We start from the raw sequence: 13,358 nt of genomic DNA on the forward strand, positions 1-13,358 counted from the left end.
CGTAACAAGGTAGCCGTAGGGGAACCTGCGGCTGGATCACCTCCTTAAAATAAAGCACGACAACATTAAAGCGCCCACACAGTTTGTTTTCTTAAGATGTCTTTTGGCTCGCAATCACGCAGAGCTGCTCGGGTCTGTAGCTCAGTTGGTTAGAGCGCACCCCTGATAAGGGTGAGGCCGGTGGTTCAAGTCCACCCAGACCCACCACCGCAAGCGCGAGCAAGATTGTTCAGATGAAAGCATTTGGTTGAATGTTTTCATCTGGGAAATCCGGACGTTCATTAACAATTTGGTAGATATTAAAGAGGCAGTTTTACGGACTTAGGTCTGTAAGACGACACAAGCGTCGTAGTCTGAGCTTTAGGGTTCAGGAGAAAACTACGAGAAACCTGGATTGTATGATCTCAAATTATTGAGGTTATATGGTCAAGAAGAGAAGCGCAAACGGTGGATGCCTTGGCAGTAAGAGGCGAAGAAGGACGTGGAATCCTGCGAAAAGCTCTGGTGAGCTGGAAACGAGCGTTTAACCAGAGATGTCCGAATGGGGGAACCCGGCCGCACTTGTGCGGTCATCCATAGCTGAATACATAGGCTATGGAGGCGAACTTGGGGAACTGAAACATCTAAGTACCCAAAGGAAAAGAAATCAATTGAGATTCTCTCAGTAGCGGCGAGCGAACGGAGAGGAGCCTGGTGTGATTTATGATGAGACGAAGTAGAACGGACTGGAAAGTCCGACCATAGGGGGTGATAGTCCCGTATACGGAAGTTTCATGAAGAACTAAGCACACGAAGAAGTAGGTCGGGACACGTGTAATCCTGATTGAAGATGGGTGGACCATCATCCAAGGCTAAATACTCCTTACTGACCGATAGTGAACCAGTACCGTGAGGGAAAGGCGAAAAGAACCCCGGAGAGGGGAGTGAAATAGACCCTGAAACCGTTTGCGTACAAGCAGTGGGAGCATGTTTTCGGACATGTGACTGCGTACCTTTTGTATAATGGGTCAGCGAGTTACTTTCAGTGGCGAGGTTAACCGTTTAGGGGAGCCGTAGAGAAATCGAGTCTTAATAGGGCGCGAGTCGCTGGGAGTAGACCCGAAACCGGGCGATCTAGCCATGTCCAGGATGAAGGTTGGGTAACACCAACTGGAGGTCCGAACCGGGTAATGTTGAAAAATTATCGGATGAGGTGTGGCTAGGAGTGAAAGGCTAATCAAGCCCGGAGATAGCTGGTTCTCCCCGAAAGCTATTTAGGTAGCGCCTCGTGAATGATTACCAGGGGTAGAGCACTGTTTCGGCTAGGGGGCTGTCATGGCTTACCAAACCGATGCAAACTCCGAATACTGGCTAATTGAATCACGGGAGACACACGGCGGGTGCTAACGTCCGTCGTGGAAAGGGAAACAACCCAGACCGCCAGCTAAGGTCCCGAAGTTATGGTTAAGTGGGAAACGATGTGGGAAGGCATAGACAGCCAGGAGGTTGGCTTAGAAGCAGCCATCCTTTAAAGAAAGCGTAATAGCTCACTGGTCGAGTCGGCCTGCGCGGAAGATGTAACGGGGCTAAAACCATACACCGAAGCTGCGGATGTGCACTATGTGCACGTGGTAGGGGAGCGTTCTGTAGGTCTGCGAAGGTGAACTGAGAAGTTTGCTGGAGATATCAGAAGTGCGAATGCTGACATGAGTAACGATAAAGAAGGTGAAAAACCTTCTCGCCGTAAGTCTAAGGATTCCTGCACGACGTTAATCGGAGCAGGGTGAGTCGGCCCCTAAGGCGAGGCAGAAATGCGTAGTCGATGGGAACCAGGTTAATATTCCTGGACTTTTTATAAGTGCGATGTGGGGACGGAGAAGGCTAGATGAGCCAGGCGTTGGTTGACCTGGTACTTGCATGTAGGCGGGAGAGTTAGGCAAATCCGGCTCTCTATTAACGCTGAGGTGCGAAGTGGTCCGGGCATTTCGGTGCACCGGGAAGTCATTGATGCCCTGCTTCCAGGAAAAGCCACTAAGCTTCAGCTTATAAGGAACCGTACCGCAAACCGACACAGGTAGACGAGTAGAGAATACTAAGGCGCTTGAGAGAACTCGGGTGAAGGAACTAGGCAAAATGGTACCGTAACTTCGGGAGAAGGTACGCCTTTTCTGGTGATATGCTTTACGCATTGAGCTGGGAGAGGCCGCAGAGACCAGGTGGCTGCGACTGTTTATTAAAAACACAGCACTCTGCAAATTCGTAAGAAGACGTATAGGGTGTGACGCCTGCCCGGTGCCGGAAGGTTAATTGATGGGGTTAACCGACCACCAGATTTTTTGCTAGACGAGGCGGACGACGATGAATCGAAGGAGCATACATCAGGTATGTGACTGAGATGAAGAGGAGTCCAACGAAGTATAGCGAGAAATGTGGTGGTCGGTGAAGCTCTTGATCGAAGCCCCGGTAAACGGCGGCCGTAACTATAACGGTCCTAAGGTAGCGAAATTCCTTGTCGGGTAAGTTCCGACCTGCACGAATGGCGTAACGATGGCCACACTGTCTCCACCCGAGACTCAGTGAAATTGAAATTGCGGTGAAGATGCCGTATACCCGCGGCTAGACGGAAAGACCCCGTGAACCTTTACTACAGCTTTGCACTGGACTTTGATAATGACTGTGTAGGATAGGTGGGAGGCTAAGAAGTGATGACGCTAGTTGTCATGGAGCCGACCTTGAAATACCACCCTGTGATTGTTGGAGTTCTAACTTGGTCCCCTAATCGGGGATGAGGACAGTGTATGGTGGGTAGTTTGACTGGGGCGGTCTCCTCCCAAAGAGTAACGGAGGAGCACAAAGGTACCCTCGGTACGGTCGGACATCGTACCAAGAGTGTAAAGGCACAAGGGTGCTTGACTGCGAGAGTGACGGCTCGAGCAGGTACGAAAGTAGGTCTTAGTGATCCGGTGGTTCTGAATGGAAGGGCCATCGCTCAACGGATAAAAGGTACTCCGGGGATAACAGGCTGATACCGCCCAAGAGTTCATATCGACGGCGGTGTTTGGCACCTCGATGTCGGCTCATCACATCCTGGGGCTGAAGCAGGTCCCAAGGGTATGGCTGTTCGCCATTTAAAGTGGTACGCGAGCTGGGTTTAGAACGTCGTGAGACAGTTCGGTCCCTATCTGCCGTGGGCGTAGGAAAATTGAGAGGAGCTGCTCCTAGTACGAGAGGACCGGAGTGGACGAACCTCTGGTGTACCGGTTGTGACGCCAGTTGCATTGCCGGGTAGCTAAGTTCGGACGGGATAACCGCTGAAAGCATCTAAGCGGGAAGCCTCCCTCAAGATGAGTTTTCCCATGAAGCCCGTTGAAGACGACGACGTTGATAGGCAAGGTGTGGAAGCACAGTAATGTGTGAAGCTAACTTGTACTAATTGGCTGATTGTCTTGACCATATAACCTGAATGATTTGCGTGTTTAGGTTGAAAAGAATTTAGGTGCGCTTGTGTAAAAGCCTTTTAATATCTACCAATGGGAATGAAGAACGTCCTTAATTCCCAACCCGTTTTCCTGGCGACCATAGCCGTTTGGAACCACCTGATCCCATCCCGAACTCAGAAGTGAAACAGACGTACGCCGATGATAGTGTGGGGCTTCCCCATGCGAAAGTAGGTCATCGCCAGGGTTTTATTCCGAAGCCAGATTAACCTCTGGCTTCTTTTGTCTGTAGTCATGAAAATATTTTATTGTCCAAGTGGAATCAGGGCAACATGTTTGGCTAGATAGGCAACTGGCTAAAAACAAAAAAAAGAAGTACAGTAGCAGTCCGAGAAGTATTTCGCTGGCATAGCTCAGCTGGTAGAGCAACTGATTTGTAATCAGTAGGTCCCGGGTTCGACTCCTGGTGCCAGCACCACCTAAAACATTGCTAAATACCTAAAAAGCTATTGACTTTAATTGTCTCATGAAAGAAAATGGCGTTCTTTTTGGAGGGGTTCCCGAGCGGTCAAAGGGATCAGACTGTAAATCTGACGGCTCAGCCTTCGAAGGTTCGAATCCTTCCCCCTCCACCATGCTAGATAGAAGGAACTAGAAATAAAATGCTAGAAAGAGTGAATGAACGTTTATCTAACTCTGGTTGTGGTTTCTGAGTTCTGGAGATTGCGGGTGTAGTTCAATGGTAGAACCTCAGCCTTCCAAGCTGATGGTGTGGGTTCGATTCCCATCACCCGCTCCAAATATTGAGAGAAGTAAGGCTGTAGAAGTCCTATGTTACTAAAGCCCACATAGCTCAGGGGCAGAGCACTTCCTTGGTAAGGAAGAGGTCGCTGGTTCAATTCCAGCTGTGGGCACCATGAAATCAATCACTAAATGTAATGGGGGAGATTTTCCGATGGCAAAGGAAAAATTTGAACGTAAAAAGCCGCACGTAAACGTAGGCACGATTGGTCACGTAGACCATGGTAAGACGACACTTACTGCTGCAATTACAACGATTATGGCGAAGAAGTATGGCGGCATGGCAAAAGCTTATGACCAAATTGATGCGGCTCCAGAAGAGCGCGAGCGTGGTATTACCATATCGACGGCTCACGTTGAATATGAATCAGCTGCACGCCACTATGCACACGTAGATTGCCCAGGCCACGCCGACTATGTGAAGAACATGATTACGGGTGCGGCCCAAATGGATGGCGCGATTTTAGTTGTATCTGCTGCTGACGGTCCTATGCCACAGACACGAGAACATATTTTACTATCTCGCCAAGTTGGTGTTCCTTATATTGTGGTCTATCTGAATAAGGCCGATATGGTTGATGATCCGGAGCTGTTAGAGCTAGTAGAAATGGAAGTAAGAGATTTATTGAGCTCGTACGAATTTCCTGGTGACGATATTCCAATCGTTGTTGGCTCAGCTTTGAAGGCTTTAGAAGGCGATACAAGTGATATTGGTGTACCTTCGATTGAGAAGTTGGTTGAGACGATGGACTCATACATACCTGAGCCAGTTCGAAACATTGATAAAGATTTCTTGTTGCCAATTGAAGACGTGTTCTCAATTTCTGGACGTGGAACGGTAGTTACCGGCCGGGTAGAAAGTGGAATAATTCACGTTGGTGATGAAGTTGAGATTGTAGGAATTAAAGACACCACTAAAACGACTTGCACCGGAGTTGAGATGTTCCGCAAGTTGCTTGATGAGGGCCGTGCGGGGGATAACGTTGGTGTTCTACTACGTGGTACGAAGCGCGATGAAGTTGAGCGTGGTCAAGTATTGGCTAAGCCAGGCACCATCAAGCCACACACAAAATTTGAAGCCGAAGTATACGTCTTATCAAAAGAAGAAGGTGGACGTCATACCCCATTTTTCAACGGCTATCGCCCACAGTTTTACTTCAGAACCACCGACGTAACTGGAACATGTGATTTACCAGAAGGTACAGAAATGGTAATGCCAGGAGACAACGTTCAAATGACCGTTAGCCTGCATGCTCCAATTGCAATGGATGAAGGCTTGCGCTTTGCTATCCGTGAAGGTGGTCGTACCGTTGGTGCGGGTGTTGTCGCTAAAATCATCGAGTAATCGTTTTGCTTGATGAATTGATGGCCTTCTTTAGTATAAATTGCTGAAGAAGGCATAATAAAGTTAGGCCAGTAGCTCAATTGGCAGAGCGGCGGTCTCCAAAACCGCAGGTTGGGGGTTCGATTCCCTCCTGGCCTGCCAGCTAAATGATAAGTATGAAAAAAATTGAAAATTCTACTTCTAAGATAATGGATATATTCTCGTGGTTGGGCATAGCGCTTATAACTGCGGCTGCGTTTATTGGAACTTATCATTACCATTTTACCGCACCGATTGTTGCGTTAATTTGGGTATGTTGGCTCGTTTTAACGTTTGTATTTGGCTATCTTACAAGCACTGGTAAAGCGGTGTTTGCATTTGCAAAAGAGTCGAAAGTCGAGTTACAAAAAGTCGTTTGGCCTACTCGCCAAGAAACAATTCAAACCACATCGATTGTTATGGCTATGGTAGCTGTGACTGGATTAATTCTATGGGGCATTGACGCCGCATTGATGTGGGTGATTGGTAAAATAACTCATTTAGGTTGACCAAGGTGGAAGAACATAAATCCAAACAGTGGTACGTTGTTCATGCCTATTCAGGGTATGAGAATTTTGTTATGCGCGAAATAAAGTCGCGTGCGCAGCATCATAATCTTGAAGATAAAATCGGTGAGGTGGTTGTTCCTTCCGAAGAAGTGGTTGAAATGCGCGCCGGCCAAAAGCGAAAGAGTACACGAAAGTTCTTTCCTGGCTACGTGCTGGTTAGCATGATTATGGATGATGAAACCTGGCATATGATACGGGCAATTCCGCGTGTATTAGGCTTTATAGGCGGAACAAGCCAAACTCCTACGCCTATTTCAGATAAGGAAGCTAATGCTATCCTTCAGCGCGTAGAAGAAGGCGTGACTAAGCCCAGGCCAAAAGTTCTATTCGAGCCGGGTGAGGTCGTACGCGTTAAAGAAGGCCCCTTTGTTGATTTCAACGGCGTAGTAGAAGAAGTGAATTATGAGAAAAACCGCTTAAGAGTGGCGGTGCTAATATTTGGGCGTTCAACACCTGTTGAGCTAGAGTTTAGCCAGGTAGAAAAAACCTAATTGACATTAATTTGGTGTCCCACTTGCTTGCAGTCGGATTAACATCAACGTGTTTGAACAATATAGCCTAGTAGCTTTGCTACTAGGCTTAACGTTATTTTGAGCGAAAACGCTCAGTTAACCGGGGAGCTTAAGTAACACGTAAAGTGTGAAATAGCGCGATACCCAAACGAGGAGTAAATATGGCTAAAAAAGTAGAAGCTTATATTAAATTGCAAATTCCTGCAGGAAAGGCTAATCCTAGTCCACCAGTTGGTCCCGCTTTAGGTCAACGTGGTGTGAACATTATGGAATTTTGTAAAGCATTTAATGCGAGCACACAAAATCTGGAACAGGGTCTTCCGATTCCTGTAGTAATTACTGTGTACTCAGATCGCAGTTTTACCTTTATTACAAAGACACCACCTGCCTCGGTTCTTTTAAAGAAAGCAGCTGGAATAAGCAGCGGCAGTGGAACACCCAATTCTAAGAAAGTAGCTAAGCTTCATCGTACTCAACTCGAAGAAATTGCTAAGACCAAAGAGCCAGATCTTACCGCTGCAAGTTTAGATGCGGCAGTTCGCAGCATCGCTGGTACGGCACGCAGCATGGGTATTGAAGTTGAAGGCTTGGAGGAGTGAGGTTTACCATGGCTAAATTAAGTAAAAAGCAACAGCAAATTAGAGAAAAAATTAAAGCGACCCACCTATATAAGGCAGAAGAGGCGGTAAGTCTTCTTAAGGAATTTGCTAGCAAGAATTTTAAAGAGGGTGTCGACATCGCAGTAAATTTAGGCGTCGATCCACGTAAATCCGATCAAATGGTTCGTTCATCAACTAACTTACCAAATGGTACTGGAAAAACCGTTCGCGTTGCCGTATTTGCACAGGGTGATAACGCACAGAAAGCAAAAGATGCCGGTGCAGATGTAGTCGGTTTTGAGGATTTAGCTGAACAAGTTAAAAATGGACAGCTTGATTTTGATGTGGTTATTGCTACACCGGATGCAATGCGTGTTGTTGGACAGCTAGGTCAGATTTTAGGTCCTAGAGGCTTGATGCCAAACCCCAAAGTTGGAACAGTTACAACCAACGTAGAGGGTGCCGTTAAAGATGCTAAGTCAGGTCAAGTCCGTTACCGTACGGATAAGAACGGTATTGTACACTGCACCGTTGGTAAGGTCGATTTTTCAGCAAAAGACATTATTGAAAACGTCGAAGCGTTAATTGCTGATTTGAAAAAAGCTAAGCCTTCCTCAGCAAAAGGCGTTTATATTAAGAAGATTACGTTATCTTCTACAATGGGTCCTGGATTAACTATTGATCCTGCTTCTATATCCGTGTAGAATTACCACCCATTTTTAAGTATTCACGGCATAGACATTGGTTCAATGCCGTCGAAGACCGCAGGTGCGAATGCTTAATTTCCTGCGCAGACGGTGAACCGGCTCTGGGATCTTTCCGAGGCGGCCACCATAACTGTCAAATCAATACGATTTGAACAACTTAGGAGGTCAGTAACGTGACATTGACATTAGCTGCAAAAAAAGCCGTTGTTGAAGAAGTAACTGGTGTTGCTTCGAAGGCTATTTCAGCAGTAGTTGCTGATTATCGCGGTTTAACTGTTAATCAAATGACTCACTTACGTGCAGAAGCACGTAAAGCGGGCGTATATCTGCGTGTTGTACCCAATACACTAACTCGCAGAGCATTTGAGAAAACAGATTTTGCCTGCCTCAATGACGTATTAGTTGGTCCTTTATTTATTGCTCTATCAATGGAAGCTCCCAGTGATGCAGCAAGACTATTAAAGGAATTTTCTAAAACGTATGACCGCTTAGAAATTAAAGCTTTATCCATTAGTGGGAAAGTCTTTGGCGTTGAGCAACTTGACTCGATTGCAAGCTTACCTACACGTGATGAAGCAATATCTAAGCTGATGTATGTGATGAAAGCACCAATTGAGAAGTTTGTTCGTACTATAAAAGAACCACATGCAAAACTGGTTCGTACGATCGCTGCCATTAAAGACAGCAAAGCAGCATAAACCGATAATCTTAAAATATTTTTAACTTAGGAGCTAGAAATGGCTGTATCAAAAAACGAGATCCTGGACACAATTGCTAATATGTCCGTAATGGAAGTGGTTGAATTAATCGAAGCAATGGAAGAGAAGTTCAACGTTTCCGCAGCTTCTGCTGCTGTAGCTGTTGCAGCCCCTGCTGCTGGCGCCGCTGCCGCTGCCGAAGAAAAGACAGAGTTTGACGTTGTAATGACAAGCTTTGGCGAAAATAAAGTTGGCGTTATTAAAGCAATTCGCACAATCACAGGTTTAGGCTTAAAAGAAGCTAAAGACTTAGTAGAAGGTGCCCCTTCTACCGTTAAAGAAGGCGTTGCTAAAAATGAAGCTGAAGAGATTAAAAAGCAACTTGAAGAAGCTGGTGCTGCAGTCGAAATCAAGTAATCTCAAGACTACATTTAAAATTGACCCAGCCATGGCTACATGGCTGGGTTTACGTGTTTGAAGACTTCACTAAAATTAAGAGGAAACACCATGGCCGAAGCAGTTGCTAACCCTCATTATTCGCATGCTGAGAAAAAACGATTTCGCAAGAGCTTTGGTAAACAAGCCGAAAAGATGGAGATCCCAAATCTCCTTGATATTCAATTGAAATCCTATCGTGATTTCATCGATGCTGACTCATTATCTAATCAGCAGCAGAATACTGGTCTACATGCTGCTTTTTCATCCGTATTTCCGATTGAAAGCTTTTCTGGTAACGCCCGCCTAGAATATGTTAGTTACAGTCTCGGTGAGCCTGCCTTTGATGTTAAAGAGTGTAAACTACGCGGATTAACCTATTCCGCACCCTTGCGTGTAAAAGTCCGATTAATCGTATTAGATAAAGACGCATCTGGCTCTGAAAAACCAATTAAGGACATTCGAGAGCAAGACGTATTCATGGGGGAAATTCCTCTCATGACAGATGTAGGTACATTTGTTATCAATGGAACAGAGCGCGTTGTCGTTTCACAGCTCCACCGCTCTCCTGGTGTTATTTTTGAACACGATCGCGGCAAAACCCACTCTTCAGGAAAATTACTTTACTCTGCTCGAATCATTCCCTATCGTGGGTCGTGGTTGGATTTTGAATTTGACCCGAAAGATTTAGTCTTTGTGCGTATTGATCGCCGACGTAAACTGCCCGTAACTATATTACTGAGAGCATTGGGTTATAGCACAGAAGAAATTCTTGCCGAATTTTTTGAAGCTACCCATGTCAAGTTAAAAAATGGTGAGTTTCATATTAATTTAATTCCAGCGCGTTTGCGCGGTGAAATTGCATCATTTGATATTAAAGCACCGAAATCAGACGAAGTTATCGTAGAAGAAGGCCGCCGTATTACTTCTCGTCATATAAATATGATGGAGAAGAACAAAATGACTGATCTGGTCGTGCCGCGCGACTATCTTCTAGGAAAAGTTCTTGCAAAAGATCTCGTTGATAAATCAACGGGTGAGGCTATTGCGCTTGCAAATGATGAAATCACTGATGAATTGTTGGATTCAATTATTGATCATGGGATTCATGAATTAGAGACAATTTATACCAATGAATTAGATCACGGCTCTTATATCTCAGATACATTGAGAATTGACCCTACATCAAATCAACTTGAGGCATTAGTCGAAATTTATCGCATGATGCGACCTGGTGAACCACCTACTAAAGAAGCGGCAGAAGCCCTCTTTAAAAACCTATTTTTCGCGGAAGACCGCTATGATCTATCCGCCGTTGGTCGCATGAAGTTTAATCGTCGCGTAGGTCGTAAGGATGACGAAGGTCCAGGCACACTAACACAAGAAGATATATTAGCCGTTATTAAGACTTTGATTGATATTCGTAACGGCATTGGCATGGTTGACGATATTGATCACTTAGGAAACCGACGCGTTCGAAGTGTTGGTGAGATGGCTGAAAATCAATTTAGAGTAGGACTGGTGCGTGTAGAACGTGCTGTAAAAGAGCGTTTAAGTCTTGCGGAATCTGAGAATTTGATGCCTCAGGATTTAATTAACGCAAAACCTGTTTCAGCAGCCGTTAAGGAATTTTTTGGTTCAAGCCAGCTCTCGCAGTTTATGGATCAAGTTAATCCACTTTCTGGCGTAACCCATAAGCGCCGTGTATCTGCACTTGGCCCAGGCGGTTTGACGCGTGAGCGCGCAGGATTTGAAGTCCGTGACGTTCATACCACCCATTATGGTCGTGTGTGTCCAATTGAAACTCCTGAAGGTCCAAATATTGGTTTAATTAACTCATTGTCCGTATACGCGCGAACAAACGAGTATGGCTTTATTGAGACCCCGTGTAGAAAAGTAGCAGATGGTCGCGTGACGGATGAAATTGAATACATATCGGCTATTGAGGAAGTTGATCAATACATTGCACAATCAAATGTGCCCGTAGATAAGAACGGTAAGATTAAAGCAGATTTAGTTCCTTGCCGTCACCAAAATGAGTTCTCGCTTACTACGCCAGACAAAATTAATTATATGGACGTTTCTCCCAAGCAGATCGTTTCAGTTGCTGCCTCATTGATTCCATTTTTGGAGCACGATGATGCGAACCGCGCATTGATGGGATCAAACATGCAACGTCAGGCTGTTCCAACCTTGCGTGCCGAGAAACCTTTGGTGGGTACTGGAATGGAGCGTGCTGTGGCTTCTGATTCTGGGGTTTGTGTGGTTGCGAAACGCGGCGGGGTGATCGATCTTGTAGATGCTGCACGCATCGTGGTACGAGTCAATGATGATGAGACCAAAGCCGGTGAAACTGGGGTCGATATCTACAATTTGACCAAATACTTTAGGTCGAACCAGGATACCTGCATCAACCAAATTCCAATTGTGTCTAAAGGCGATCGCATTACTAAAGGCGATATTCTAGCGGATGGTCCTTGTACCGATATGGGTGAGTTAGCACTAGGTCAAAATCTTTTAGTCGCATTCATGCCCTGGAACGGCTACAACTTTGAAGATTCCATTCTTATTTCAGAGCGCATTGTACAAGAAGATCGCTTTACGACGATTCACATTGAGGAACTGACTTGTATCGCTCGTGATACCAAGCTTGGAACTGAAGAGATCACATCTGATATTCCAAACGTAGGTGAAGCGGCTTTAGCTAACCTTGATGAGTCTGGCGTTGTTTATATTGGAGCGGAGGTTACAGCCGGCGATATTCTGGTCGGTAAGGTAACGCCAAAAGGCGAAACACAGCTTACACCAGAAGAAAAATTGTTACGCGCAATTTTCGGTGAAAAAGCTTCGGACGTGAAAGATTCTTCTTTACGCGTTCCTTCTGGAATGAATGGTACCGTTATTGATGTTCAGGTCTTTACTCGTGATGGGTTAGAAAAGGACGAGCGCGCTAAAAGCATTGAAGAAGAACATCTTGCACGCGTTCGCAAAGACTTAATTGATGAGCGACGAATTCGTGAAGAAGATATTTATCAGCGTGTCTATAATCTTTTGCTGGATAAAACCGCTACAGGCGGACCTGCTTCATTAAAGTCTGGGTCAAAAATCACAGCAAGCTACCTAGATAAACTAGAGCGCGAGAAGTGGTTTGATATTCGACTCAAAGATGATGATGCGAGTCAACAATTAGAGCAATCCTCTAAGCAGCTTGAATCACTAGAAAAAGAGATTGAGAAGCGTTTCAATGACAGCCGTAAGAAAATAGTTCAAGGCGATGATTTAGCTCCTGGTGTTTTAAAAATTGTGAAAGTTTATCTCGCTGTTAAACGCCGCATTCAACCCGGTGATAAAATGGCTGGGCGTCATGGTAACAAAGGGGTTATTTCAATTGTTGTTCCCGTAGAAGACATGCCTTATATGGAGGATGGTACACCGGTTGATATCGTCTTAAATCCATTGGGTGTACCTTCACGAATGAACATCGGCCAGGTACTAGAAACCCACTTAGGCCTGGCTGCTAAAGGCTTAGGTCTAAAAATTGGCAAGATGCTCGATGCGGATACTTCTTTGTCAGAAGTTCGTGATTACGTAAACAAAATCTACAACCACGACGAAGAGACTCGTGTAGCAATTAAAGATTTAAACGATGATGAGTTTAAAGTACTTGCTAATAATCTCAAAGGCGGCGTGCCAATGGCTACTCCAGTATTTGATGGCGCGAGTGAGTCTGAAATTAAAGCCATGCTTAAACTGGCTGATTTACCGCAAGATGGTAAGACCACATTGTTTGACGGACGTACTGGCCGTAAATTTGATAACCCAGTTACGGTCGGCTACATGTATATGCTTAAGTTAAATCACTTAGTCGATGACAAAATGCATGCCCGTTCTACCGGTTCCTACAGCCTTGTGACGCAACAGCCTCTAGGCGGTAAAGCACAATTTGGTGGACAGCGCTTTGGAGAGATGGAAGTCTGGGCTCTAGAGGCGTACGGTGCAGCCTACACATTACAAGAAATGTTAACGGTTAAATCAGATGACGTTGGAGGAAGAACCAAGATCTATAAAAACATTGTTGATGGTGATCATCGTATGGATCCAGGAATGCCTGAGTCATTCAACGTATTGTTGAAAGAAATCAGAGCATTAGGAATCGATATCGAACTCGAGCACGACTAAACAATACTGACTATTGACCAATTTTGGAGGCATTAACTTGGCTAATCTAAACAACGAATCAATTAAAAACGCCCCTGTC

At 45.3% G+C, this 13,358-nt stretch carries 8 protein-coding genes, 6 tRNA genes and 2 rRNA genes; all 16 read left to right on the forward strand.

Annotated features, from left to right (window positions below):
- Window positions 1-130: 130 nt before the first annotated feature.
- The 16 genes from E1O41_RS04010 to rpoB all read left to right on the forward strand — a co-directional run bounded on the left by E1O41_RS04010 (window position 131) and on the right by rpoB (window position 13,279).
- Window positions 131-207, forward strand: a tRNA-Ile gene (locus E1O41_RS04010).
- A 217-nt stretch (window positions 208-424) separates the two neighbouring features.
- Window positions 425-3,433: ribosomal RNA gene (locus tag E1O41_RS04015) — 23S ribosomal RNA — on the forward strand.
- Between the two features lie 114 nt (window positions 3,434-3,547).
- Window positions 3,548-3,663: ribosomal RNA gene (gene rrf / locus E1O41_RS04020) — 5S ribosomal RNA — on the forward strand.
- A gap of 155 nt (window positions 3,664-3,818) precedes the next feature.
- Window positions 3,819-3,894, forward strand: a tRNA-Thr gene (locus tag E1O41_RS04025).
- Between the two features lie 72 nt (window positions 3,895-3,966).
- Window positions 3,967-4,051, forward strand: a tRNA-Tyr gene (locus E1O41_RS04030).
- 90 nt (window positions 4,052-4,141) lie between these two features.
- A tRNA-Gly gene (locus E1O41_RS04035) sits at window positions 4,142-4,215 on the forward strand.
- 43 nt (window positions 4,216-4,258) lie between these two features.
- A tRNA-Thr gene (locus E1O41_RS04040) sits at window positions 4,259-4,333 on the forward strand.
- Between the two features lie 38 nt (window positions 4,334-4,371).
- The gene (gene tuf, locus E1O41_RS04045) at window positions 4,372-5,562 is read left to right on the forward strand and encodes an elongation factor Tu (RefSeq protein WP_131776039.1); all 1,191 of its coding nucleotides are present in this window, start codon (window positions 4,372-4,374) and stop codon (window positions 5,560-5,562) included.
- A gap of 65 nt (window positions 5,563-5,627) precedes the next feature.
- Window positions 5,628-5,703 (forward strand) — tRNA-Trp (locus E1O41_RS04050).
- Between the two features lie 14 nt (window positions 5,704-5,717).
- Window positions 5,718-6,089 carry a preprotein translocase subunit SecE gene (gene secE / locus E1O41_RS04055; RefSeq protein WP_131776040.1) on the forward strand — a complete coding sequence of 124 codons (372 nt, stop codon included), beginning with the start codon at window positions 5,718-5,720 and terminating at the stop codon, window positions 6,087-6,089.
- A gap of 5 nt (window positions 6,090-6,094) precedes the next feature.
- Window positions 6,095-6,640 (forward strand): transcription termination/antitermination protein NusG, encoded by a 546-nt coding sequence (nusG, locus tag E1O41_RS04060; RefSeq protein ID WP_165481113.1) that lies wholly within the window; start codon window positions 6,095-6,097, stop codon window positions 6,638-6,640.
- A 182-nt stretch (window positions 6,641-6,822) separates the two neighbouring features.
- Entirely contained in the window at window positions 6,823-7,260 is a 438-nt protein-coding gene (gene rplK / locus E1O41_RS04065; protein WP_131776042.1) for a 50S ribosomal protein L11, read from the forward strand.
- An 8-nt stretch (window positions 7,261-7,268) separates the two neighbouring features.
- Window positions 7,269-7,964 (forward strand): 50S ribosomal protein L1, encoded by a 696-nt coding sequence (gene rplA / locus E1O41_RS04070; RefSeq protein ID WP_131776043.1) that lies wholly within the window; start codon window positions 7,269-7,271, stop codon window positions 7,962-7,964.
- Window positions 7,965-8,140: 176 nt separating this feature from the next.
- On the forward strand, window positions 8,141-8,665 hold the full coding sequence (gene rplJ, locus E1O41_RS04075; protein WP_131776044.1) for a 50S ribosomal protein L10: 525 nt from the start codon (window positions 8,141-8,143) through the stop codon (window positions 8,663-8,665).
- A gap of 39 nt (window positions 8,666-8,704) precedes the next feature.
- Window positions 8,705-9,082: a 50S ribosomal protein L7/L12 gene (gene rplL / locus E1O41_RS04080; protein WP_131776045.1), complete on the forward strand. Its 378-nt coding sequence runs from the start codon at window positions 8,705-8,707 to the stop codon at window positions 9,080-9,082.
- A 90-nt stretch (window positions 9,083-9,172) separates the two neighbouring features.
- On the forward strand, window positions 9,173-13,279 hold the full coding sequence (gene rpoB / locus E1O41_RS04085) for a DNA-directed RNA polymerase subunit beta (protein ID WP_131776046.1): 4,107 nt from the start codon (window positions 9,173-9,175) through the stop codon (window positions 13,277-13,279).
- Window positions 13,280-13,358 lie beyond the last annotated feature (79 nt).

Source organism: Legionella impletisoli (genome assembly GCF_900639875.1).
Taxonomy (GTDB): domain Bacteria; phylum Pseudomonadota; class Gammaproteobacteria; order Legionellales; family Legionellaceae; genus Legionella_A; species Legionella_A impletisoli.